The organism is Maridesulfovibrio sp. FT414 (assembly GCF_050916235.1).
Taxonomy (GTDB): domain Bacteria; phylum Desulfobacterota; class Desulfovibrionia; order Desulfovibrionales; family Desulfovibrionaceae; genus Maridesulfovibrio.
Genome location: NZ_CP104854.1, coordinates 4,239,194 through 4,261,573 on the forward strand (window position 1 = coordinate 4,239,194; position 22,380 = coordinate 4,261,573).

The following is a 22,380-nucleotide window of genomic DNA, read 5'->3' on the forward strand; positions in this document are numbered from 1 at the left end:
GCTGGTTAAAAACCCAGCCAGCTCCAATCCTTTTCATTGTCATTAAGAAACTGCAGCCGCCTGCGCCTATAAACAGTCTCAAGGCTACCGGTGTTGGAGTTCCTGCTCTTAGCCACATCCAGAGTCACCTCCACCAGATCGTCCACGGTTTTTGGATTCCATGGGCGGATAAAAATAACCTGGTCAGCATCCTGTTCAATTGCTCCGGACTCGCGCAGATCCGAAAGCAGCGGAACCTTGCTCTTGCGGGTTTCAACCTCTCGATTCAGCTGGGCCAGAACTACAAGGGTGATCCCGGTGTCCATGGCCGTCTCTTTGACGATGCGCGAGATCTCAGCCACTTCCCTTTCACGGGAGCCGCCCCGGGAATCCGGCCGGACAAGCTGGATGTAATCCACCACAGCCAAACGCAAACCGAACTCCCGTTTCCAACGCCGGCATTGAGACCGAAGCTCGGAAGCGGACAGCGAAGGTCTGTCCCAGATCCGCAGCCACGGATCCAGACCTTGAAAATACTGAGCAAACTCATAGATATTCTGCCAGTCTTCAGGCGTGAATTTCCCGTCACGGAAACGCATTCCGTTAATGCCGTGAGTTGATGAGAGGTAACGGTTGACGAGCAGATAGCTCATCATTTCCAGAGAGAAGATCCCGACCGGGACCTGACTGAAAACCGAGTAAAGGGAAAAATTGAGAGCAAGGGCCGTCTTGCCGTTGGAAGGACGTCCGGCCAGAATGACAACTTCCCCGGGGAGAAATCCGCCGGTGATGCTGTTGAGCTTGTAAAGATGGGTCTTGATTCCATCACCGCCACGAGCCTCAAGGCCCTCCAGATATTTCATGTATCCGTGGATAATCTCTGAAGGCTTTTGAGCGGTTACATTTACTCGGTCCTCAAGGACGGAATCAACCAGCTCCTGGGCGGACGCGGCAAACTGAGAAGGATCCGCATCAGCGGAATAAGCATGCTCGATAAGCTGCTGCCCCATTCTGGCCATGGCCCTGCGCCGGGCATAACCCTGCAGATCCCGAGCCCACCCTTTGGCGTGGCTGATAGGCTGAATGTCATTCGCGAGTTCGGCAAGAAAGACAGCCCCGCCGCACTCGCTGGAGCGGCCGTTTTTCATGAGTCGGTCATTGAGCGTAACGAGATCAATAGGAACCTGTTCCCGGTGCATGGCAAGAATGGTCTGCCATATGTTCTGATGAACAGGGCTGTAAAAATGGTCCGGAGTCTTCAGGATAGGAATAAGGTCATCAACATTGCGACCGTTGTCCCTGATCACGGCACCGAGCAGTGCCCTTTCCAGCTCCATGTTGTTGGGAGGTGCGGACATGTTCATGAGAACACCTCAAAACATTTTTCCGCAACTTGGGTAGCATTTGGGTAGCAAAAAGATAAGGGGTCACACTGCATTTGCAACGTAACCCCTTGAAATATCTGGCGGGCAATACAAGATTCGAACTTGTGACCTTCAGCTCCGGAGGCTGACACTCTATCCAACTGAGCTAATTGCCCGTGCCGAGCGTTTTAGTATCTACCAGAACGCTTTTCTGTCAAGAGAAAAAACATAATCACGTAAATTATTACAAAAAAAAGGTTTAACTGATCATTGTACGGCTACTATCTCATGAACCAAGGCATGCCGCAGGTAATGGTCACAATTGACTGCGTCTGAACCTGAAAACCAGCCCGGCAATGCCCAAAAGAATCACATCACGAATGATGGTCTCTATCATGCCGGAAGCTTTCGTGGCATCAGTGGAAAAACACCCGCAGGCAACGTCAATCCCTCGGTAAAGATTAGCTGATAACGCTGCGATGAAAACCAGCAACATAGCAGTCAAAATGGCTGTAGCTGTTTCAAGCATAATGTTGCAGACAAGCATGGCTCCGCAGACGAATTCCAGCCACGGCAGAAAAAACGCCACAGGCCCAACCATCATTGCCGGTAGAAGCTGATAGTTTCGAATAATCTCGGCAAACCCGGCAGGATCAACAATCTTATCAGCGCTGGCTACTATAAATACAAAACCAAGTAAAATTCGCGGTAATGCCCTGACCATCAGTTGACCTCCAGATCACGACCGGAGCTGATCCAGCCATCAATTCCATCAGAATAAACCATGACATTTCCATAACCTGCATCGAGCAGTTTCTTTGCAACAATAGTGCTTTTACCGCAGGAAAGTCCGTCACAGTAGACTATAACACCCTTGTCTTTAGCTAGTACCACAGACAGGGACGCAAATTCATCATGAACTGCCCATGAAGGAATGTTCACCGCGCCCGGAATATGCCCCATGGTAAAATCACTGTCACTACGGGCATCAACAAGTTGCACCTCACCTGAATCGTAAGCACTGAGCAATTTTTCAGTGGAGATCTGAACTGTCTGCTTCTGGATCTGAAAACTAAGCTCAGTAAATGAATATTTATGAGGCCGCACCATGTTGAAACCGATAGCCAAGCCAACGGATAAGGCTGAAATGAACACAAACTTGAAGAGGATTGCTGATTTCTTTCCAAATAACATTTAAATGTCCAAGTTTAAGTTGAATACAGAAATAAACCACTTCACCACACGGTCCTTGCCTTGAGTAGCATGGAGATAGCGGCAGGCGCAACCAGACAAAACCAAACTAAAAAAAGTTGACGGACAATAAAAAAGGGTGTGTTCAAAATGAACACACCCTTCTTTCAGCGAGACCGGACACCCGGGATAAACCGTTACCGCTGCTTCCTCTCGGACCTGACGGGGTTCACAGCGCACCCGCCATCCGGCCTCTCTGTAAAAGACTTCGTCCTCGCGACGAGAATGAATACCTATTCACACAACCCTGATTTGTCAAGCATTATCGGCCAAAACTTAAAAATTTTCATAAAACCATCCGGATAGTACGGACTTTGCCCTGGTAACAGTGTCAGCAGGCGTACTTAGCACTTACAATTTACTGGTTAAAAAAGTATGCTTTGCACAACCAAATAATAAAATCGGAGATCACCATGGACGCAAGGAATCTGAAAGATGTTGAAGGGATAAAAGTTCAAAAGATCGGCTACAAAGGCAAAAATCAGGAAGTCAAAGGAGTCACTATCCGCTGGTTGTCCAAGGCTGGCCAAGACACGAATGGGCAGCCGGAATACGGCTTACGCCATTTCACAGTGGAGCCGGGCGGAGAAATTCCAGCCCATAACCACTTTTATCTACAGACTGTATACATTGAGAAAGGCAACTTCGAATGTTTCAGTTACGATCCTGAAACGGACGAAGTTATAGAAAGTAAAATATGCGGCCCCGGGGATTTCGTTTACTCCCCATGCATGGAGCCTCATGGCATGAGAAACGTTAGCGACACTCAGGAAGCTACATTTCTCTGCTGTATCGGTTGCGTATACGAAAAATAAAAAAAGCGGCCTCCGATCAACAATCGGAGGCCGCCTCCATAAAAAACACTACTTCTTGTTCTTCAGCACATCCTGATATTCCTGCCCATAAATATGCAGCATAACCATAAGGAAGGTAAGAACAAGCGGTCCGTACAATATCCCCAATGGACCGAACGCATTGATACCGCCAAGAATGGCAAGAAAGATGTAAACGGTGGATACCCGAGATGCTTCCCGGACAATAACAGGCCTGAGAACGGTATCAATCCCTGTTACAAGCACACCGCACCAGAGCAGCAGAAACAAAGCCATTTTGAACTTGCCAACAATCAGCAGATACACTGATGCCGGGATCCAGATCAATCCTGTTCCGACTACAGGGATCAATGAAGTAAAGCTCATCATGGTGCCCCAGAACAGGGCCGGAATTCCGGCAATGGCAAGCCCTATCCCCCCGACTACCCCCTGCAGGACAGCAATGAACAGACTTCCGAAAAGAACGGACTTGGACACCTTGCGCAGACTGTCCAGGATGAAATCCTCCTGCTCCACCTTAAGCGGAGACAGATAACGCACCTTGGCAAAGAACTGGTCCCCGTCCTTGAGAAAAGTGAAGACAAGAAAAGTCATGATCAGGAAGTGAGCGACAAGACTGGCCATGTTGCCTGCCAGCCAGGTTCCGGAGGTAAGCATGCTTTGTCCGAAAGTACGTGAAATTTCGAGAATTCTAGACTGAATATCCTTTGAGCTTATCTCGATGAACGGGAAAGTGTTTTCAAACCATTTCAAATAGCTGTCATAGTGCTCAGAGCTCAGCAAAGTCGAAAAATCAGTGTTTCTCACCCATTCATTGATGGCCGCAACCGAGTTGATGCCCTGTCCTATCAACCCGAAGAAAAAAATCACCGCCGGAATAATTATGGCGAAAACAATGATGCACACAGTAAGGAAAGCAGCAAGACCTTTACGATTACCCAGGCGCCTGCTGATCCTGCTGGTCAAAGGATAAAATATACCAGTAAGCACAACGGAGATAACGATTGTGTTGAGAAACGGTTTGGCAACGGAATACCCTAAAGCAACCGCCGAAATGATCAGGATAATCAGGAAAAAAGTATAGATTGCTGGAGATTTAATAATCTCTTTATCCGGAGAAGTCATGGTCTGCCTTTGAAACTTATTGAGTTAATTTAAAAAACCATGCTCATTTTTCCAGATATTACTGACAAGCACAATTAAAATCAGGACGACTTGAATATGTAGTCAGCCATCACAGCTAAGGTGTTATCGGCCTCACTTCTCATTCTGGAAACAAGGTCTTCTACGGTTGAAATATTACCTCTTGAAAGGTGTCGTTCAATTTCATCTGTCAGGGCACATATCTTGTACGCTCCGACATCAAGGGCCAATCCTCTGAGAACAAGAATTTCCTGATTCAGCCCATCCACATCACACTTGTCGGCACAGGACTCCATTCTTTCAATATGACGCGGAACCAGCTCAAGGAAATGGGTATAAATTTCACGGACAAGGGAATCATTTCCATCCAGCCGGGCAATTGTGCCCCTCAGGTCAAGATAGGAACTTCTATCAGGAACACTCCCCTGGCAGACAACAGCACCATTAGTGCCGTTTGCTCCTTCAAGGACAGCACACATGGCCTCCAGAAGACTGGCAGACCTGAACGGTTTGGAAAGATAACCGTTCATTCCCACCTCAAGACACCGTTCGCGGTCTCCTTTCATGGCGTGGGCTGTAAGAGCCAATATAGGAATATCCGGGTCGATGTTGTCAATGTGCCCGCTTCTTATGAGTCTGGTTGCTTCAAGACCGTCCATAACAGGCATCTGTACATCCATAATGACAAGATCAAACGGCTTCTCCTGGAGATAATTAATTGCATCACGTCCGTTTTCAACGATCTCAAGCTCACAGTTTGCGTCTTCAAGAAAAGCGGTTACAACTCGACGAGTAATAATATTGTCGTCAGCAAGCAAAACCCGTTTCATATTGTTGAAGGATAAACATCCGCATCCAGCATCACCTTCTCCGTCGGCCGATTCCAGCTTGCCAACCATTTTGAATACAGCAGTAAAAAAGAAACTGCTGCCTACAGCGGGCATGGTTTCAAGCCACATTGAACCCTGCAGAAGATTGACCAGATTGTACGAAATGGTCAGCCCGAGACCGATCCCCCCATGCTTCCTTGTCATATAATCTTCGAGCTGAGTGAAGCTCTCAAAAATGGTATCTGCCTTGTCACGGGAAATACCGAGCCCGGAGTCACTGACTATGAAAAGAAGTCTCACGCAACCGTCAGGATACGGCTCAGCATCATAGTCATCCGGCATGACTTCAATGCATACGCCTCCGGAATCTGTGTACTTGATGGCATTGCTCACCAGATTATTCAGAATCTGGGTCAGGCGCCCGGAGTCTCCCTGAAGCTCTCCGGAAATTTCCGGGTGAATATGGCACTCCAACTGAAGCCCTTTTTTCAGGGCCTGATTGTTATGAGTGCTGACAATAAGGCCGAGGACCTTGCGCAGGTCAAAAATACCTTCTCTCAATTCAAGAATACGCCGCTCAATCTTGGAATAATCCAGCATATCGTTGAGCACACGCAAAAGCGAATTCGCCGAGCCCTTAATCAGCTCAACATACTCCTGCTGTTCGGAATTGAGCCCTGTACCTAAAAGAATTTCACTCAATCCCAGAATCCCGTTCATCGGGGTTCTAAGTTCATGGCTTATCGTCGCAAGAAATGAGCTTTTCGCCTCGTTGGCTGCTTCGGCATCATGAACGGCCTGCCTGTACTCCTGCTCCATCCCATGCTTGTACAAAGCAATTTCAATGGCAGAACGCAGGTCTCGTTCTTCAAACGGCTTGAGAAGATAGCCGAAAGGACCGGAAAGTTTGGCCCGGTTCAGGGTCTGATCATCGGAATAGGCAGTAAGAAATACAACGGGAATATCATATGATTTGACGATATAATTAGCGGCTTCTACGCCATCCATGTCCCCACGAAGCTTGATGTCCATCAAAACCAGGTCAGGTTTTAATCGGGAAGTCTTATCAATTGCCTCCTGCCCGGAAACAGCGTCACCGACAATGACATAACCAAGCCGCTTCAAGGTGGCCTGTATATCAAGATTTACAATGCGCTCATCATCGACAACAAGAATCCGCTTCCCAGCCATTTAAAACCCCGTTACTTGAATGAAATGAAATCATTGCTGATATAATAAATATTTTAAGCATTGCAAACAGCATTAGCGCACTTTTTTCACAAAAAAACCGGTCCTGATCAGCTCAGAACCGGTTTTCCAAAATCAGAACCAAAAGACGCCTATAAAATCTGATCCAGAAACTTTTTAAGTCTCGGATGCTCAGCGTTGTTGAAAAACTCATCAGGAGGAGCACAGGCGATGATCCTGCCGTCTTCCATGAACACAATTCTGTCGGCTACTTCGCGGGCAAAGCCCATTTCGTGTGTGACAACAACCATGGTCATCCCTTCGCGGGCAAGGTTTTTCATTACATCCAGAACCTCACCGATCATCTCGGGATCAAGGGCGGATGTAGGCTCATCAAAGAGCATAATCTTGGGATTCATTGCCAGAGCACGGGCTATGGCCACCCTCTGCTGCTGTCCACCGGAAAGCTTGGCCGGATAGACATTTGCCTTTTCGCGTATGCCTACTTTTTTGAGCAGGTCTACCGCTATGGCCCGGGCATCTTCCTTTTCCATTCCCTTGAGCTTGATCGGAGCCATGGTCAGGTTTTCAAGAACGGTTTTGTGAGGAAAGAGGTTGAACGACTGGAAAACCATCCCAAGCTCCTGACGAATGGAGTTGATGTTGTTCTCCTTGTCATGCACGTCAAGGCCGTCGACAATGATCGCTCCCTTGTTAATCTCTTCCAGGCGGTTGATTGAACGCAGCAGCGTACTTTTTCCGGACCCTGAAGGGCCGATGATAACCACCTTTTCCCCCTGCTGAATATCAAGAGAAACATCGCTTAACGCTGCAAGGTCGCCGTAGAATTTGTATACGTTCTTTATTTGAATGATAGGATTAGCGGTCATAATGATTCAACCTCTCTTCCATGCGGCTCACTGCTTTTGAAAGGATCAGGGTAATGACCAGATAAACGAGCGCAATCATGGTATAGGTTTCAAAATACTGGAAACTCTCTGCAGCAAACTCCCTGCCACGCCTGAGAATATCGGCAACTGCAAGAATGGATACGAGAGAGGAATCCTTGAGCAGCGCAATAAATTCGTTACCTACGGGAGGAAGAATAGTCCTCCATGCCTGCGGCAGGATAACCAGAAACATGGTCTGTCTCTTATCAAATCCAAGGGATCTTGCAGCTTCGGTCTGACCGGCGTCAATGGACTCAATACCTGCACGGAAGACCTCACCCATATATGCACCGTAGCAAACACTCATGGCGATAACGGCAGAAAGCATGTCGGGCACCTGAAAAACCCGCCCCATTGCATAATAGATGTAAAAAAGTTGAACCAGAAGCGGAATACCTCTGACAACCTCAACATAAGTGGATGCTATTAGATTGATTACATGATTGCTGGAAATTCGTCCCAGCCCGGTAAAAAGACCTATGACCAGAGCCCCCAGAATGGAGCACACGGTAACTTCAAAAGTTACGAGGATTCCGTCGGGAATGAACATAAGAATATCCCGATACGGATCTGGTTTGGCTATAACCAGATAGGCAATAATACCAATGGCGCCGATGAAAGACACCCACCAGGCGTTGAACAATCCCCGGTCCTTGCTGTCAGGAATGCTGGCCCCGTCTGTGACTTCAATTTTTATTTTTTTTTCTTGCATAGTTAATTTCACCCGACCTGCATGAAAGGGGCCGGGATCGGCTTATGTCTGTTCCGATCCCGGCCCGTGGTTACATACTCAAGCCAGCAGGTTCAAGCTCTAGTTGCTTCCGAACCACTTGGCTTTGATTTTGTCGTAGGTACCATCTGCACGAACAGCGGACAGTCCTTTGTTGATAAGATCCAGAACCTTTTCGTTGCCTTTGTTTACAGCAACACCGTAGTACTCGGATTCAGCACTTTCGATGATGAAGGCAATCTTGAGCTTCTTTGCATATTCCGCCTGCTGCAGAGCAAAGTCGGCTGCGATGGGGTCGTCACAGACAACAGCGGCAAGACGTCCGTTGAAAAGGTCTTCCATGGCCAGACCGATTTCGTCGTAGGACTTGGGAATGACGCCTTCAGCCTTTTTGATTGCAAAGTAACCGGTGGTACCGATCTGTGCGCCAACGGGTTTGCCCTTGAAAGCATCCAGATCTTTGGCGTCAACATCTTTTGCGGTTACAACTGCCTGCTTCACCTGGAAGTAGGGAGCAGTGAAGTCCATAACCTTTTTGCGCTTTTCGTCAATTGAAACAGATGAACAGATAGCATCGTATTTTCCAGCGGCAAGGCCTGCGAAAATACCATCCCATGCAACGTTCTTGATCTGTACTTCATAACCGGCAGCATCAGCGCAAGCCTTCATGAGTTCAACAGAAAAACCGACAATCTGCTTGTCCTTGTTGACAAATTCCATCGGCGGCCAGGTGCAGTCGGAAGCAATTGTAATTACTGGGGCGCTGCCAGCATATGCCGCAGTAGCGGTGAAAACAGTCAGCATCAGAACTGCGAAAAACTTTTTCATCATGATATTCCTCCAAAAAAAGTTAAAACACCCTCTAATAACAGCCTTGAAATCTGATATAAATTACGAACCATGTCAATACGGCTATCGCCGTTCATCCTGACATGCTGCGCATTATTAATGATGTAAAAAAATGATTTCTTGAACTTTATTCATAAAAAAGGTAATTTTTCTGATTCTTTTTTCAAAGGGGCGTTTTTTCATGAAGAACAAAGTCAGAGTAGAACGACAGGAAGCCGTAGAGGTAATCTGTCCCAAATGCCGGGAAACTCGCATTGTATACTTTCCTAAGGAATCAATGCCGACCTGCCCCGTATGCAAGGTCGAAATGATCGTCAAGGAAGTTCTGACCGAAGGAAAATACGGTTGATCCAAGCAATTTGGCACTTTTGACTTAATTCCACAAGAACACATAAAGGAGACAGCAATGAAAAAAATTTGCTTTATGCTCATTCTGGTGCTCTGCTTTGCAGTATGCGCCAACGCATCCGACATTGAACTGGCCAAGAAATCCACCCTCAACTCCATCCTGAAGACAGGTGAGCTGCGTTGCGGTATCGCATCCGGATACATTCCTTTCCAGATGACAGACAAAAAAGGCAACATCGTCGGTTTTGAAATCGATCTGGCCCGTGAAATGGCAAAAGCCATGGGTGTGAAGTTCGTACCCGTAAACATGGAGTTTGACGGCATCATTCCCGCACTCCTTACCGACAAGATCGACATCATCACCGCCGGTATGACCGTAAACCAGAAACGCAACCTGCAGATCAACTTCGCAGAGCCTTTCATGGTTGTCGGACAGACCGTACTGGTAAACAAAAATCTTGAAGGCAAAATCAAGTCCTACAAAGACCTGAACAAGCCTGAGTACACCATTGTTTCCAAGCTCGGCACCACCGGTGAGCAGGCAGCAAAGCGCTTCATGCCCAAAGCTACCTACAAATCTTTCGACCTCGAAACCGACGCAGCCCTTGAAGTCATGAACGGCAAGGCTTCCGCTCTGGTATACGACCTCCCCTTCAACGCCATTTTCATGGCTGAACAGGGCGAAGGAAAACTGTTCTTCCTCGAAGAACCTTTCACCTACGAACCCCTGGGCTGGGGTATCCGTAAGGGTGATCCCGACTTCATCAACTTCCTCAACAATTTCCTGCACCAGATCAAAAATGATGGTCGCTACGAAAAACTTTACAACAAGTGGTTCGAAAGCACCGAATGGCGCAAGAACATCCAGTAGTTTAAAGCTGCTGCAAAAATTATCGGGGGGCGGACCATCCGCCCCTCCGTTTTTTTGCCGTAACGTTAAAATTTTAAAATCGGCTTTATATTATGAATGGAACAACTCTGAGAGCTCCCGGCAAGGGCCGGAATTATGAAATTTTCTGGAAGACAGTATTCTACGTCGGCCTTGCCCTGACCATTACAGGTCTTTACTGGGCAACCCAGCAGGTGGATTACGTCTGGCGCTGGGAGCGGATACCCAACTATTTCTACTATCAGGATGAGATAGACATCACCTCCAAGATCGAAGGGCATGTTTCCGCCATCAAGGAGAAAGGAGACAATGCTCTCGTAACTGTTACCGGGGAAGGTAACGAATCCGCCCAGTATGAAGTTCCTCTGAACGGCCTGAGAGTATACGAAGATGACACGGTTTTCGAAGGAGACACGCTCGGAGTCCTGAAGGAATGGAAGATGGGGGTAATCCTCGAGGGCCTCATGGTAACCCTCAAGGTCAGCGCCATAGCCATCATCTTCGGCATTACCCTTGGACTTTTCACCGGCCTGGCTCGAATATCCCAGAACCCGGCACTGCGCCTTTCCGCAATCACCTATATTGAACTGATTCGCGGAACGCCGCTTCTGGTACAGATGTTCATCTGGTATTTCGTACTCGGAACATTGATTAACAACCTGCTTGTCAAGCATGACTTCGGCCAGATCCCACCGCTCTGGTTCGGTATACTTTCGCTTGCCATTTTCGCCGGGGCATATGTCGCCGAAATCGTTCGTGCCGGGATTCAATCCGTGCATAAAGGACAGATGGAAGCGGCAAGATCACTCGGCATGAACAAAACAAACGCCATGGTGCATATCATTCTGCCCCAGGCATTCCGCAGAATCCTGCCCCCGCTGGCCGGCCAGTTCATCAGTATGATAAAAGATTCCTCCCTTCTGGGAGTCATCGCCATCCGAGAACTGACCAAAGGCACAAGAGAAGCTGTATCAACCAGTCTGCAGCCGTTCGAACTATGGTTCCTGTGCGCGCTGCTGTATCTGGCCCTTACGTTTGCTTTCTCTATGTTTGTCCAGTACCTTGAGAAAAGAATGGTGCAGAGATAATGATTGAAGTAAAAAACATATTCAAAACATTCTATGTTCCCCACGAAGTGCAGGCCCTTTCAGACGTCTCGCATACCGTGGAGAAAGGACAGGTGGTGGTTGTTATCGGTCCCTCCGGCTCCGGTAAATCCACCTTTCTTCGCTGCCTGAACAGGCTTGAATACGCAGATGCTGGTCATATTTATATTGATGGCGTAGACATTCTCTCGCCCAAGACTGACATCAACAAAATCAGGGAAGAAGTAGGAATGGTATTCCAGTCCTTCAACCTGTTCCCGCACAAGACCGTACTTGAAAACCTGACCATAGCCCAGACTGTGGTCCGGAAAAGAAGCAAGAAAGAAGCTACGGAAATAGCCATGTCACTGCTCAAAAAGGTCGGAATCCATGACAAGGCCGGGGTTTATCCGGCACAGCTTTCCGGCGGACAGCAGCAGCGTGTGGCCATAGCACGCTCACTGGCAATGAACCCGAAAGTCCTGCTGTTTGACGAACCTACTTCAGCTCTCGACCCGGAAATGGTCGGCGAAGTTCTTGATGTGATGAAGACGGTTGCCAAAGACGGTATGACCATGGTGGTTGTAACCCATGAAATGGGATTTGCACGTGAGGTAGCTGACGAGGTGGTTTTCATGGATCAGGGCATGATCATTGAAAAAGGAACTCCGGAACATTTCTTCACCAATCCGGAATCCAACCGCACAAAACTCTTTCTCAGCCAGATTCTCTAGAACGATTTATATTGCGCCAGAAAAAAGCCGTCCCGAGACTATCGGAACGGCTTTTTATATTACCCATTATTCTGGATTGGCATCCCGCTTGTCGCGGACATTCTTCATGGTCAGACCTGCGATACAACCAATCAGCATACCCAGCAGTAACGCCCTCTGAAAATCCATAAAAAACCACCCGGCAATTGCCCCTAAAGAGCCGCCCACGAGAATTCCACGAGCCATGCATTCAAGCAGCCTCTCAAAATTCTTATCTACTTTCTTATCTGTCATTTAGCACCCTTTTTTCCGCGAATTAATTCATCAATCTGATTTGCCTGAGAATTTGAAATCGTAAGAAACTGGACTCCGATTCCCGGAAACTGATCTTCCCTGCCCCAAGGCACAACCCACTGCACCTGCGACTTGATCGGAGTCTTGTCTTCAAGTTCCTTAACAATAATCCAGACGTAGTCGCCCTTCTTCCAATTCGCAACTGAAAAAAAGAACCCACCCTCGGTCGAAAAATTCAATGTGACACTCTTCTCAATTCTGCTTCCAGGAGAATTCAGGTCCATGTTTAGAATAACATTCAAAACCTTGTTGGCCCGTTTGGTTCCCCTTAAGGATCTGGCCGGGAAATTAGCGCATTGTTCGCTGACAAAATGCTTCAAATCCCCGGATATACCAGAAAACCTGCCGGTGGGAATTCCTCTGATACCGCCTGATGACTGGTAGTTAAGGCGCAGAACCGGAAAATTATCAATCAAAAGGTTTGCTTCAGCCTTGTCCGCAGCACCGGAGCGCAACAAGGTAGGAACATCAATGAGAAAACCATTATATTTTACTTGACTGTGTACATCAGAAATATCCCGCAGAGACTCAGCTACGTCGAAATCAACACACAAATCTCTCAAGGCCTTGACGTAAGCCTCTCTGCCAGGCCCAGGCAAAGAGACAAGAACCACTCGTAAATCATTCACTCTAAAAGAGACCTCCATAAAAATTCTCTGCTTGGCTTACGCCTCGTATCAATATATACTGACAAAATCAAAAAAATCACTATTATTGCGTATCTCAAGTTTTCATTTAACAGCAAAGCCGAGGGTGCGTCACGCAGCCCTGCTTTGTATTTTAACTCAAGGCATGGACTGCATCAACCTCAACCGGATAAATCTCTCATGGAAGAACCTCCAAAAGTACTGACCATTGACGACGATGAGAGTGTCAGAATATCTATTGCCCATTATCTGGAAGATAGCGGCTATGAAGTTCTGCAGGCCTGTAATGGTTCAGAAGGACTCGATATTTTCCGTCGAGAAGAACCGGATGTTGTCCTGCTCGACCTGCGCATGCCGGAGATGGACGGCCTGTCGGTTCTGAAAAGCCTGGGACAGGAAGCACCGCAGACACCGGTAATTGTTGTATCCGGCACCGGTTCATTTGAGGATGTTATTGCAACAGTGCGCCTGGGATCATGGGATTACATTCCGAAACCAATCACTGATTTATCTGAACTTGAAACAGCAATTGAGCGGACTCGCGAAAGGGCACGCCTGCTGGTTGAAAACGAACGATACAAAGAAGAGCTTGAACGAAAAATCCGTGAAAGAACAGACGAATTGCGAAACATGAACAAAATTCTTTCCGAAGAAATTTCCGCCCGTAAAAAATCAGAACAACTGGTCCGGGCATCTCTTGCAGAAAAAGAAGTAATGCTCAAGGAAATTCACCATCGGGTAAAAAACAACCTGCAGGTAATCTCAAGCCTCTTGAGCCTTCAGAGCGGATACACCGATGACACCGAAGCAAGCAACCTTCTCAAAGAGTGCCAGCATCGTGTGCGTTCCATGTCGATGCTGCACGAAAAGCTTTACCGGTCTGAAGATCTTTCGCGCATAGATATGAATGAATATGCCCTGACCCTGATCAGCTTCCTGCTCAGATCTTATTCGGTGGACGGTCAGATCACCCCGAATTACGACATCAACAACATCCATCTGGCCATTGACTCGGCTATTCCCTGCGGCTTAATCATAAATGAACTCGTATCAAACGCCCTGAGGCATGCATACCCGGACAACAGCTGTGGAACTTTGAACATTTCCATGCGCCAGACTGACGGAAACATTGAACTGCAGGTTTCTGACAACGGCATTGGGATGCCGGACAAATTCACCATTGGATGTACCAAAACCCTCGGCATGACCCTGGTTGAAACCCTTGCGCATCAGCTTAACGGCACTGTGAGCCTATATAACGACAACGGCGCCACCATTAAGATTACTTTTCCAGCTCAACTGGAGGCTTGATTGAAATTGAAAGGCGGTGTAGCTTCCTACCCGTGATACTTACAGTAGAACCACATTTCAATAAGGAAGAACAATGGAACTCAGCTTTAAACAGATCGACGAAATAACTGTAGTTAAAATCAAATCTCAGGAACTGAACCACGTTGTCAGCCATGACTTTCAGCGTCAGATGGCTCCTCTTTTCGATGAAAAAAAATTCAATATAGCCTTGGACATGGGCAGCATCGACTTTATGGACAGCATGGGAATAGGAACCCTCATTACCCTGCGTAACAAGCTGATGAAGGAAAAAGGCTGCGTTGCCATGTTCAACATCAGCGATCGAGTTAAAAAAATCATTGATATAGCAGCACTTCATAAAGTTTTTGCCCTCTATGGTTCAGAAGAAGAAGCAGTGGAAGGCCTTAAACAGCAACTGCTGTCCTAAATTTTCGCACACCGGAACCGGGCGGGCTTCACGGCCTTGCCCGGTTTTTTATTTTTTACCCTCCTACATACTACCCACACCATGCCAGACCAGAAATCAATAGTTAGTATAGCAATCTCAACAGTCAAAGATGCTGCCCGCATTAGTCTGAACCTGTTCAAGATCATGATTCCGGTGGTAATTGCGGTCAAAATACTTCAGGAACTTAACCTCATTTCCTGGCTTGCCGCCCCGCTGGGACCGGTAATGAAACTTGTTGGACTCCCCGGCGAGATGGGGCTTGTCTGGGCTACAGCCCTGATCAACAATATATACAGCGGCCTGATTGTTTTCCTCAGCCTGGTTCAGGATCAACCGATCAATGCCGCTCAGGCAACAGTCCTGGGGACCATGATACTTGTTGCCCACTCCATGCCCGTGGAGCTCAAGGTTGTACAGAGTTCAGGACCAAGACTCTGCTTCCAGCTCTTTATCCGCATGGCCGGAGCTCTGCTCATGGGATATGTCCTGCATATCATTTATGACAGTTTCGACCTGCTTCAAGGTCCGGCCAAAGTCCTGCTAACTCCGGACAACGCTGCTGTTGAGAAAACTATTCTTGAATGGGCATTCGGAGAAATAATGAATCTGGTCTCCATATTCGGAATCATTCTGGCCCTTCTAACGGTCATGAAGATTCTTACCAAATTACGGATTCTGCAGGCAATGGACTTCATTTTACGTCCTCTGCTCACCATGATGGGCATTGGATCGAAGGCTTCCGCACTAACAGTAGTAGGCTTGACTATGGGCCTGTCATACGGTGGGGGGATGATTATCCATGAAACAAAATCCGGTCGTATTGACAAAAAGGATGTTTTCTATTCACTCACACTGATGAGCCTGTGCCACAGTATAATTGAGGATACGCTGCTTCTCATGATGATAGGCGGCCACGTCTCTGGCCTGTTCTGGGGACGACTGGTTTTCTCAATCATCATCGTGGCTGCCCTTGTTCAGTTTACCAGAATGATACCGGAGTCCGTCTCTGACAAATATTTATGGGGAGAACCCCAAAAATCTTGATACAAAAGAAGGAACACAAGATGATTGTAACCACTGTTAATACCGAAAATGCACCAGCTGCAATCGGACCCTATTCCCAGGCAACCATTTCCAACGGCCACGCATACGTCAGTGGACAGCTCGGCCTTGATCCGAAAACCGGAAACTTCGTTGAAGGCGGAGTGGAAGCCCAGACCCGTCAGGCGCTTGAAAACCTCAAGGCAATTGTTATGGCCTGCGGTTCTTCAATGACCAAAGTCGTCTGCGTTGACGTTTTCCTGACAGACATGAACGACTTTGCCACTGTAAACGGAGTGTACGCCGAGTACTTTTCTGCCCACAAACCTGCCCGTGCAGCAATTGAAGTAAGCGCACTGCCCAAAGGCGGACTTGTGGAAATAAAATGTATCGCCGCCATCTAGCCCTACTTTGGCTTCAACTGTGAAACGACAGGCTTCTTTCCAAGCTGATTTCACACTTTTGACATCATTTCGTACGGGAAAGACCGATACACTGGACACGCATAGTTCATTCAACCACACTGAACAATTGAAAAAACGAGAGAATCCTGAACAGAATTCTCTCGTTTTTCAACATTTAGGTAACTCAATAAAAACATGAATTAACAAAACAGTGTCAATGATCAGACTTTTTCTACTGTTTTATCGAAATCCCCAGCAAACCGAATAAGCAGGTAATTCATTTTAATTCATCATATCCATGTGATAAACAATGTTGACAACATATGGCATGACTAATGCACTGTGTAAATCAAGACGACACAGAAAGAACCGACTAAACATAATAAACACATAGGCGAAAGCCATTAAATAAAAGAGTCGTTCTTCTCCGTCTGAAAAAATGATCTGGACAATAGGCGAGCGCAGGCTCCGGCAGAACCGAACAGCTTAGAAAAAATATTTAAACAAAAGCGTTTCTGCCTCCCTCCCGCGATTGATCCGGACATTTTTTTTGCATATCTCCCGAACAGAATGTTGCTTCTGAATTTAAATAGAAAGGAGCCCGTTAAACCTATTCCCTCCGCCTTCAACACTGTGTTGAAAACACACCCCACTCCTTTGTGGATATCACCAACCTATAGTTCCAGACTGAAATCGTTCAACAACTCCGCGCCACCGATCTTCTGACCACGTATGTAGTTGTAAACATTACCATCATGAACATTCTGCAGATAGATTGGTTTTGTTTCAACCTGAGCAACCGGAGCCTTGTCGTAAATTGAAGGATGATCAACCCAGTAAACAGTGTGCAGCGTTCTGTTGGTTTCAAGCAGACTTACAAACGCATTGGTTATGTCTGCAAAATCATAAACATCACCATTGCAGTACTGGTATCCATTCGGAAAATTAATATACAATTCTGAAACTGAATTACTTCCATCCCCAAGTATTTTGCCTACCACATTATGAAGCGTGGAAACGAATTTCCGGGATAGTGCATCATCGTTGTCCAGTCTGGTGGTAAGTATATAATCATATCCGGCAGAACTTTCGGTAATAAACGATTTTACTCTGGGCATCACAGTTGAAAAGTCGCCGCAGTAAATAACATTGATATTGCTGTACTTTTCAAAAACATTAATCATTTTTTTGAAATGGGCCGGAGTGTCCTCATCAAAAAGAATAATCCAGGTAAAATTCTGTTCTTCCTGAGCGGCAATTGAAGGCAGACAGAATCTGCTGAAAAAATCAAACCGCTCATAAAGCCAGTTGTCATTAAGGCGCATGATGAATTTTTCAGGGTGAATATTGACATTGAATCTGGTGATGATGAAGTGCCTGAATCTCACTGTTTTCTCCATATTCTTATAATTCCAAGCTTATTACATATGCAGATTACGGTTATTCACGAAAAAAAACAATCGGCCTGCCGAAAATTCAGCAGGCCGATTTCAAGATGTCGGTGTTGATTCAAATTTGCCGGTTTGAATCAGCAGTAGAGAGTCAAATCCAAAAAAGTCCTTTGATTTAACAATACATTAGGAAGCCTTTTTTGCAAACTGAATTCTGTAATTTATTATATCGTCAACGGTTAGCACCGGCATGTCGTGCTTAAGTCCGAAATCGACAATCTCCGGCAATCTGGACATGGTCCCGTCAGGATTGGTCAGTTCACAAAGCACACCGCACGGTTTAAGTCCTGCAAGGGTCATAAGGTCAACAGTGGCTTCGGTATGCCCCTCCCGCTCAAGGACACCTCCGGGACGTGCACGCAAAGGAAAAACATGGCCGGGACGATTCAAGTCAGAAGGACACGCACCATCCGCAATTGCAGTCCTGACAGTTGTTACACGGTCAGCAGCGGAAACCCCTGTGGTCACACCCTCTGCCGCTTCAATAGTAACAGTAAAACCGGTCTGATAACGACTGGAATTAGCTTCTACCATCATCGGCAGATCAAGCTCCCTGATTTTTTCCTCGGTAAGGCACAGACAGACGATACCGCTGCATTCACGGATCATCATAGCCATCTGCTCGGAAGTAAGCAATTCGGCTGAAAAGATGAGGTCACCCTCATTCTCACGGTGCTCATTGTCAGTCACAAGCACTCCACGTCCTTCGCGGAGAGCCTGCAGCCCCTTTTCGACCCGTTCAACAGAGTCGCCAAATTGAGATAAAAGATTCTGATTCATGGTAAATCTCCATATAAAAATTGATACCAGAATCAGGGCGATAGAATAGACAGCTGCCCACACAGAGCAGCCACGCAAAAACAGGACGTTTTCACGGGTAGGTACTGTCTTACTCTCTTCCATCCGGACTGTAACCGTCGGCTCCGGAATCACACCGGATCTGCTGACCCTTTTTCACCGATTGAAAAAGGCGCTCGCGGGCTTTCTTCACCTAAGAAGAATCACCGCCGGTGGGGAATTTCACCCCGCCCTGAGAATAAACAGGCTTATTTACATACATTTCCTAAAGTTAGTCAAGCACCATAAACAGACAAAGTATAGTGGCGCTCACATTGCAAAAAAAGGCAAGTAAACGTAACATAAGCGATAATCAGTGTAACATACCTCAAAACAGACAGTAAAACCCAAATAGCACCGAGAAGGTAACATGTTATGAAACTGAAAAACAAACTTTCACTTTTTCAAATCGTAACACTAATAATTTCCATTACATCACTTTGCATTATTTTCACCTATCAGTTGAACAGATATTCCCTCCAGGAGATAGGTAAATATCGCAGTCAGATGTACGAACAGAAACTTTCAGAGCTCACCGAATTAGTAAATATGGCAGAAATGACTGTCGACGGTTACTATAAAAAGTCTCAGGATATAGAGCTATTAAAGAAAGAAAAGGCTGATTCGCTGAAACAGATTGTTGATTCTGTTGCAAGCCAGTTCCAATCATTCATCGAGCAAAATTCAGGACGCATGTCCAAACAGGAACTACAACAGCAACTTAAAAGCCTGATTCACGGCATTCGCTACGATGGCAATAACTATTTATGGCTTAACGACATGGATGCTGTAATCATAACCCACCCTATCACGCCGAAACTGGAAGGGCGAAATCTGTCTGACATGAAAGACAGCAAAGGCAAATTTCTGTTCAAAGAGATGATAGACGTCTGCCGAAAAAATGGTGAAGGCATGGTAGACTACTGGTGGCCCAAACAGGACACTGGAACCGACACCCGCAAGGTTTCTTACGTAAAACTTATACCTGAACTGGGATGGATAATAGGAACAGGAGCATGGCTTGATGACATTACCGCTGAAATGCAGACAAAAGCCCTTGAACAACTAGCTCAAATGCGCATGCGGGACGGAAACTACTTCTGGGTGAATGACCTTGATGCAGTAATGGTTATGCATCCGGTTTCTCCGACTCTTAACGGCAAAAATATGTCTGAGTTCAAAGATACGAAGGGCAAATCCCTTTTCAAGGAAATGGTCAGCACTGCGAAAGAAAATGGAGAAGGCACTGTTGAATACTGGTGGGGCAAACCCGGAAAAGCCGGTGATTATCCGAAACTTTCTTTCGTCAAACTATTCAAACCATGGAACTGGATAATAGGCATGGGCGTCTACATGGATGATGTTGACCAGGTTCTTGCTGAAAAAAAGCAGGAAATGAACAACACCATGAAGTCCATGCTAACCCTTGTGGTGATCTTGGCCGTTATTTTGGGAACTCTACTGACAATCGCCGCAACCTACTTCGCCAAGCGCATCACAGGAACCATTGGGACTGAACCGGAAGAACTGTCCAGAATTGCAGAAGAAATGGCTCACGGCAACCTGAACCTTGGAATTGACACAGACAACTCTATTGGTGCTTTTAAATCGTTGGTAAAAATGATCGATGAGATAACAAGAGTTGTAAGTGAAGTTCAAGAATCAACCGCTAACGTATCCGCAGGAAGCGAGCAACTCTCTGCCTCAGCCGAATCAATGGCGCAAGGAGCCTCCGAACAGTCTTCTGCCGTTGAAGAACTTGAAGGCATAGTAAAAAATTTTACTCACGATATTCAGGATAGCGCAACCAGTGCACGCGAGGCTGAAAGGCTGATAAACAAGGCTTCAACAACCACCGAATCAGGAACTAGGGCGGTAAAAGACAACCTGTCCGCCATGACCGAAATCGCAGACAAGATCGGCATTGTCGAAGAGATCGCACGTCAGACCAACTTGCTGGCCTTAAATGCCGCCATTGAAGCGGCAAGAGCCGGTGAGCACGGAAAAGGTTTTGCAGTGGTTGCGGCAGAAGTAAGAAAACTGGCCGAAAGAAGCCGCAATGCAGCAACGGAAATCAGCACTCTTTCTGCCAGCAGCCTGAACATAGCGACTGAAACTGAGCAAAAACTACGTCTTCTTCTTCCGGAAATTGAAAAAACCAGCATGCTCATTAAAAATATAGCTCAGTCGTGCGACAAACAAATCTCTGGAATAAGCAAGATAAACAAATGCTCCGTGCGCCTTGACAGTATTGTTCAGCAGAACGCATCTTCTTCGGAAGAAGTGGCTGCAACTTCAGAAGAACTGTCCGCACAGGCACAACAACTTCATTCCGCAATGCTGTTCTTCAAGCTCAAATAGATAAGAAAAGTCCCCTGCGCCATCCGGAGCAGGGGACTTAATCGTTACAAGCCAATCAAATTAGAAACTGTCGGCAAAAAGCTGCTCAATAGCTTTCTTGCCATTCTCTTCCAGGAAACGGGTTCCGGTCGCTGTGAAATGTCTGTGGGTAATTTTCGGAGCTTCAGTGCACTCAACCCATTTTTCTTTTTCCCAGAAAAACCATGCTCCCTTGTCTTGAGAGAACACATACAGAGGCTTATTACAAATCTTTGCAAATTCAGCCCCCCAACCGGTTCCACCCTTCACAGTGCCGTCTTCAAGAATGGCTCCGATGATGAAAATCTCATGGCCGCTGTTAACCTGCCAGCAGATGGACTGCAGAACCTTACGAAAAATAGGCGCACGGGTAAAACTGCGATTCATGAGCTTTGATACGTAGGTCAGGCTTACATCCTTGCTTTCCAGCTCTTTCTCAGTAAGCACACGCAGCCCCCGCGAACGGGCAATCTGATGACCTTCAAAACTATAGTTTACTTCCTGAAGGCCATACTTTTCGGCATTCACCCCGAACTCGCTCTCTGTGCCGGGAGCTCCGCCGCTATATAAAATGAACTCTTTGGGATTACTCATTCCTTCCTCCAGTTTTGAGCTTGTGTAGGATTGCGAATCAGACAGATACCTAAAAAAGATAAAGTCCACAATCAGGAATCCACAGGTTAACTACTTTCCGACTGCCATAATCAATATGATAAAATCAAGAATATTTCTACATAAATAACAAAATTTTATCCCCCAAAAGGCCAACCACACCTCCTGAACCAACTAAATTGAATATATGTTTTTGAATAATATTCTTATTTAACAGGTAGATATCGATCTGAACTCCAATCAAAACATGCAACTGTCATCTGACAGAAAGTAACTTTTAATGTAACAAAAAAAATAACATTTCTTTACAATACAGTAGAGATATTTTTTACATTAAGCCCAACAATATGTTACATTAAAACAACAACGTTTTTTCAAAAATGTAAACGCTCAGTTTTGACTTGAGCAAAAAACTGCTGGACGAATTACAAAATTCGTGTATTCTGATCTTGCTGATTCAGGCTGGAAAATCTCAACAAAACGAAAGTAGCCGTGGCTAAACCGTACGGAGGTTTTTATGAAAAAAAACAGCAAACTCGGGGAAAAAACTGAAGCTTTGATCAGAATGGAAAAAAACGATCCTCTTAAGTATCGTTCCGTGAGCATGAATATTGCCGAAATGGTCAAATCACTTGACGAGCAGGAAAAAAACAATTCTTCCCGACTTAAGAAAGAGGGAACTCAGGCCTAACAAGCTGAAAATCCCATTCTCAACCTCAACACAGCAGCCGACAACTCCGCATA

Annotated in this window: 23 protein-coding genes, 1 tRNA gene, 1 other RNA gene, 1 pseudogene and 1 riboswitch; of the genes and pseudogenes, 11 read left to right on the forward strand and 15 right to left on the reverse strand. The window is 46.3% G+C overall.

The window, feature by feature from the left end; all coding sequences use genetic code 11:
• Positions 1–5: 5 nt before the first annotated feature.
• The 5 genes from N7E73_RS18855 to ffs form a co-directional block, all read right to left on the reverse strand.
• Positions 6–1,343 (reverse strand): replicative DNA helicase, encoded by a 1,338-nt coding sequence (locus tag N7E73_RS18855; protein WP_432736516.1) that lies wholly within the window; start codon positions 1,341–1,343, stop codon positions 6–8.
• A gap of 99 nt (positions 1,344–1,442) precedes the next feature.
• Positions 1,443–1,519, reverse strand: a tRNA-Arg gene (locus tag N7E73_RS18860).
• Positions 1,520–1,659: 140 nt separating this feature from the next.
• Positions 1,660–2,067 (reverse strand): MauE/DoxX family redox-associated membrane protein, encoded by a 408-nt coding sequence (locus N7E73_RS18865; protein WP_432736518.1) that lies wholly within the window; start codon positions 2,065–2,067, stop codon positions 1,660–1,662.
• Positions 2,067–2,537 (reverse strand): rhodanese-like domain-containing protein, encoded by a 471-nt coding sequence (locus tag N7E73_RS18870; RefSeq protein WP_432736519.1) that lies wholly within the window; start codon positions 2,535–2,537, stop codon positions 2,067–2,069. The genes N7E73_RS18865 and N7E73_RS18870 overlap by 1 nt, the downstream gene beginning before the upstream one ends.
• Before the next feature lie 161 nt (positions 2,538–2,698).
• Positions 2,699–2,794: signal recognition particle sRNA small type (gene ffs / locus N7E73_RS18875), an RNA gene on the reverse strand.
• Between the two features lie 213 nt (positions 2,795–3,007).
• On the opposite strand from ffs, the gene N7E73_RS18880 reads away from it, so the two are divergent.
• Positions 3,008–3,409: a cupin domain-containing protein gene (locus N7E73_RS18880; RefSeq protein WP_432736521.1), complete on the forward strand. Its 402-nt coding sequence runs from the start codon at positions 3,008–3,010 to the stop codon at positions 3,407–3,409.
• Positions 3,410–3,457: 48 nt separating this feature from the next.
• Here N7E73_RS18880 and N7E73_RS18885 read toward each other — a convergent pair whose 3' ends face one another.
• The 5 genes from N7E73_RS18885 to N7E73_RS18905 form a co-directional block, all read right to left on the reverse strand.
• Positions 3,458–4,552: an AI-2E family transporter gene (locus tag N7E73_RS18885; protein WP_432736522.1), complete on the reverse strand. Its 1,095-nt coding sequence runs from the start codon at positions 4,550–4,552 to the stop codon at positions 3,458–3,460.
• An 80-nt stretch (positions 4,553–4,632) separates the two neighbouring features.
• Positions 4,633–6,591 carry a response regulator gene (locus tag N7E73_RS18890; RefSeq protein WP_432736523.1) on the reverse strand — a complete coding sequence of 653 codons (1,959 nt, stop codon included), beginning with the start codon at positions 6,589–6,591 and terminating at the stop codon, positions 4,633–4,635.
• 149 nt (positions 6,592–6,740) lie between these two features.
• The gene (locus tag N7E73_RS18895) at positions 6,741–7,478 is read right to left on the reverse strand and encodes an amino acid ABC transporter ATP-binding protein (protein WP_432736524.1); all 738 of its coding nucleotides are present in this window, start codon (positions 7,476–7,478) and stop codon (positions 6,741–6,743) included.
• A complete protein-coding gene (locus N7E73_RS18900) occupies positions 7,468–8,250 on the reverse strand; it encodes an amino acid ABC transporter permease (protein ID WP_432736526.1) in 783 nt (260 codons plus the stop codon). The genes N7E73_RS18895 and N7E73_RS18900 overlap by 11 nt, the downstream gene beginning before the upstream one ends.
• A gap of 99 nt (positions 8,251–8,349) precedes the next feature.
• Entirely contained in the window at positions 8,350–9,099 is a 750-nt protein-coding gene (locus N7E73_RS18905) for a basic amino acid ABC transporter substrate-binding protein (protein ID WP_432736527.1), read from the reverse strand.
• Between the two features lie 199 nt (positions 9,100–9,298).
• On the opposite strand from N7E73_RS18905, the gene N7E73_RS18910 reads away from it, so the two are divergent.
• The 4 genes from N7E73_RS18910 (at position 9,299) to N7E73_RS18925 (ending at position 12,173) form a co-directional block, all read left to right on the forward strand.
• Positions 9,299–9,466 carry a hypothetical protein gene (locus N7E73_RS18910; RefSeq protein WP_432736529.1) on the forward strand — a complete coding sequence of 56 codons (168 nt, stop codon included), beginning with the start codon at positions 9,299–9,301 and terminating at the stop codon, positions 9,464–9,466.
• A gap of 57 nt (positions 9,467–9,523) precedes the next feature.
• Entirely contained in the window at positions 9,524–10,336 is an 813-nt protein-coding gene (locus N7E73_RS18915; protein WP_432736531.1) for a transporter substrate-binding domain-containing protein, read from the forward strand.
• 92 nt (positions 10,337–10,428) lie between these two features.
• Positions 10,429–11,442 (forward strand): amino acid ABC transporter permease, encoded by a 1,014-nt coding sequence (locus N7E73_RS18920; protein WP_432736533.1) that lies wholly within the window; start codon positions 10,429–10,431, stop codon positions 11,440–11,442.
• Complete coding sequence (locus tag N7E73_RS18925) at positions 11,442–12,173, forward strand: amino acid ABC transporter ATP-binding protein (RefSeq protein WP_432736535.1); 732 nt, start codon at positions 11,442–11,444, stop codon at positions 12,171–12,173. Before N7E73_RS18920 ends, N7E73_RS18925 begins: the two co-directional genes overlap by 1 nt.
• Before the next feature lie 66 nt (positions 12,174–12,239).
• Here the strand turns inward: N7E73_RS18925 and N7E73_RS18930 are convergent, their stop codons facing one another.
• Together N7E73_RS18930 and N7E73_RS18935 are read right to left on the reverse strand one after the other, a co-directional pair.
• Positions 12,240–12,446, reverse strand: coding sequence for a hypothetical protein (locus N7E73_RS18930; RefSeq protein ID WP_432736537.1), 207 nt, complete (start codon positions 12,444–12,446; stop codon positions 12,240–12,242).
• A complete protein-coding gene (locus tag N7E73_RS18935) occupies positions 12,443–13,135 on the reverse strand; it encodes a PilZ domain-containing protein (RefSeq protein ID WP_432736539.1) in 693 nt (230 codons plus the stop codon). Before N7E73_RS18935 ends, N7E73_RS18930 begins: the two co-directional genes overlap by 4 nt.
• A gap of 198 nt (positions 13,136–13,333) precedes the next feature.
• On the opposite strand from N7E73_RS18935, the gene N7E73_RS18940 reads away from it, so the two are divergent.
• The 4 genes from N7E73_RS18940 to N7E73_RS18955 all read left to right on the forward strand — a co-directional run bounded on the left by N7E73_RS18940 (position 13,334) and on the right by N7E73_RS18955 (position 16,357).
• Positions 13,334–14,464 carry a sensor histidine kinase gene (locus N7E73_RS18940; protein ID WP_432736541.1) on the forward strand — a complete coding sequence of 377 codons (1,131 nt, stop codon included), beginning with the start codon at positions 13,334–13,336 and terminating at the stop codon, positions 14,462–14,464.
• Between the two features lie 73 nt (positions 14,465–14,537).
• Positions 14,538–14,891 carry an STAS domain-containing protein gene (locus N7E73_RS18945; RefSeq protein ID WP_432736543.1) on the forward strand — a complete coding sequence of 118 codons (354 nt, stop codon included), beginning with the start codon at positions 14,538–14,540 and terminating at the stop codon, positions 14,889–14,891.
• 81 nt (positions 14,892–14,972) lie between these two features.
• Positions 14,973–15,956: a nucleoside recognition domain-containing protein gene (locus N7E73_RS18950; RefSeq protein WP_432736544.1), complete on the forward strand. Its 984-nt coding sequence runs from the start codon at positions 14,973–14,975 to the stop codon at positions 15,954–15,956.
• Between the two features lie 20 nt (positions 15,957–15,976).
• Positions 15,977–16,357 carry a RidA family protein gene (locus N7E73_RS18955; RefSeq protein WP_432736545.1) on the forward strand — a complete coding sequence of 127 codons (381 nt, stop codon included), beginning with the start codon at positions 15,977–15,979 and terminating at the stop codon, positions 16,355–16,357.
• Positions 16,358–17,031: 674 nt separating this feature from the next.
• On the opposite strand, the gene N7E73_RS18960 is transcribed toward N7E73_RS18955, so the two are convergent.
• Both N7E73_RS18960 and ribB read right to left on the reverse strand, forming a co-directional pair.
• A complete protein-coding gene (locus tag N7E73_RS18960) occupies positions 17,032–17,745 on the reverse strand; it encodes a glycosyltransferase (protein ID WP_432736547.1) in 714 nt (237 codons plus the stop codon).
• Between the two features lie 189 nt (positions 17,746–17,934).
• Positions 17,935–18,588, reverse strand: a complete 654-nt coding sequence (gene ribB, locus N7E73_RS18965; RefSeq protein WP_432736550.1) for a 3,4-dihydroxy-2-butanone-4-phosphate synthase — start codon at positions 18,586–18,588, stop codon at positions 17,935–17,937.
• A gap of 107 nt (positions 18,589–18,695) precedes the next feature.
• Positions 18,696–18,850: riboswitch (FMN riboswitch) on the reverse strand.
• A 170-nt stretch (positions 18,851–19,020) separates the two neighbouring features.
• Between ribB and N7E73_RS18970 the strand changes: the two are divergent.
• Positions 19,021–20,910: pseudogene (locus N7E73_RS18970) on the forward strand (methyl-accepting chemotaxis protein); the annotation flags it as partial.
• Positions 20,911–21,066: 156 nt separating this feature from the next.
• Here the strand turns inward: N7E73_RS18970 and N7E73_RS18975 are convergent.
• Positions 21,067–21,618 (reverse strand): hypothetical protein, encoded by a 552-nt coding sequence (locus tag N7E73_RS18975; protein ID WP_432736551.1) that lies wholly within the window; start codon positions 21,616–21,618, stop codon positions 21,067–21,069.
• A 535-nt stretch (positions 21,619–22,153) separates the two neighbouring features.
• On the opposite strand from N7E73_RS18975, the gene N7E73_RS18980 reads away from it, so the two are divergent.
• A complete protein-coding gene (locus tag N7E73_RS18980) occupies positions 22,154–22,327 on the forward strand; it encodes a hypothetical protein (protein ID WP_432736553.1) in 174 nt (57 codons plus the stop codon).
• Positions 22,328–22,380 lie beyond the last annotated feature (53 nt).

Excerpts from the sequence above, each read along its gene's own strand:
- N7E73_RS18930 (WP_432736537.1), bottom strand. The coding sequence starts at position 12,446 with ATGACAGATAAGAAAGTAGATAAGAATTTTGAGAGGCTGCTTGAATGC.
- N7E73_RS18925 (WP_432736535.1), top strand. The coding sequence starts at position 11,442 with ATGATTGAAGTAAAAAACATATTCAAAACATTCTATGTTCCCCACGAA.
- N7E73_RS18980 (WP_432736553.1), top strand. The coding sequence starts at position 22,154 with ATGAAAAAAAACAGCAAACTCGGGGAAAAAACTGAAGCTTTGATCAGA.
- N7E73_RS18940 (WP_432736541.1), top strand. The coding sequence starts at position 13,334 with ATGGAAGAACCTCCAAAAGTACTGACCATTGACGACGATGAGAGTGTC.
- ribB (WP_432736550.1), bottom strand. The coding sequence starts at position 18,588 with ATGAATCAGAATCTTTTATCTCAATTTGGCGACTCTGTTGAACGGGTC.
- N7E73_RS18910 (WP_432736529.1), top strand. The coding sequence starts at position 9,299 with ATGAAGAACAAAGTCAGAGTAGAACGACAGGAAGCCGTAGAGGTAATC.
- N7E73_RS18950 (WP_432736544.1), top strand. The coding sequence starts at position 14,973 with ATGCCAGACCAGAAATCAATAGTTAGTATAGCAATCTCAACAGTCAAA.
- N7E73_RS18955 (WP_432736545.1), top strand. The coding sequence starts at position 15,977 with ATGATTGTAACCACTGTTAATACCGAAAATGCACCAGCTGCAATCGGA.
- N7E73_RS18900 (WP_432736526.1), bottom strand. The coding sequence starts at position 8,250 with ATGCAAGAAAAAAAAATAAAAATTGAAGTCACAGACGGGGCCAGCATT.
- N7E73_RS18855 (WP_432736516.1), bottom strand. The coding sequence starts at position 1,343 with ATGAACATGTCCGCACCTCCCAACAACATGGAGCTGGAAAGGGCACTG.
- N7E73_RS18975 (WP_432736551.1), bottom strand. The coding sequence starts at position 21,618 with ATGAGTAATCCCAAAGAGTTCATTTTATATAGCGGCGGAGCTCCCGGC.
- N7E73_RS18890 (WP_432736523.1), bottom strand. The coding sequence starts at position 6,591 with ATGGCTGGGAAGCGGATTCTTGTTGTCGATGATGAGCGCATTGTAAAT.
- N7E73_RS18905 (WP_432736527.1), bottom strand. The coding sequence starts at position 9,099 with ATGATGAAAAAGTTTTTCGCAGTTCTGATGCTGACTGTTTTCACCGCT.
- N7E73_RS18920 (WP_432736533.1), top strand. The coding sequence starts at position 10,429 with ATGAATGGAACAACTCTGAGAGCTCCCGGCAAGGGCCGGAATTATGAA.
- N7E73_RS18870 (WP_432736519.1), bottom strand. The coding sequence starts at position 2,537 with ATGTTATTTGGAAAGAAATCAGCAATCCTCTTCAAGTTTGTGTTCATT.
- N7E73_RS18865 (WP_432736518.1), bottom strand. The coding sequence starts at position 2,067 with ATGGTCAGGGCATTACCGCGAATTTTACTTGGTTTTGTATTTATAGTA.
- N7E73_RS18945 (WP_432736543.1), top strand. The coding sequence starts at position 14,538 with ATGGAACTCAGCTTTAAACAGATCGACGAAATAACTGTAGTTAAAATC.
- N7E73_RS18915 (WP_432736531.1), top strand. The coding sequence starts at position 9,524 with ATGAAAAAAATTTGCTTTATGCTCATTCTGGTGCTCTGCTTTGCAGTA.
- N7E73_RS18880 (WP_432736521.1), top strand. The coding sequence starts at position 3,008 with ATGGACGCAAGGAATCTGAAAGATGTTGAAGGGATAAAAGTTCAAAAG.
- N7E73_RS18895 (WP_432736524.1), bottom strand. The coding sequence starts at position 7,478 with ATGACCGCTAATCCTATCATTCAAATAAAGAACGTATACAAATTCTAC.
- N7E73_RS18885 (WP_432736522.1), bottom strand. The coding sequence starts at position 4,552 with ATGACTTCTCCGGATAAAGAGATTATTAAATCTCCAGCAATCTATACT.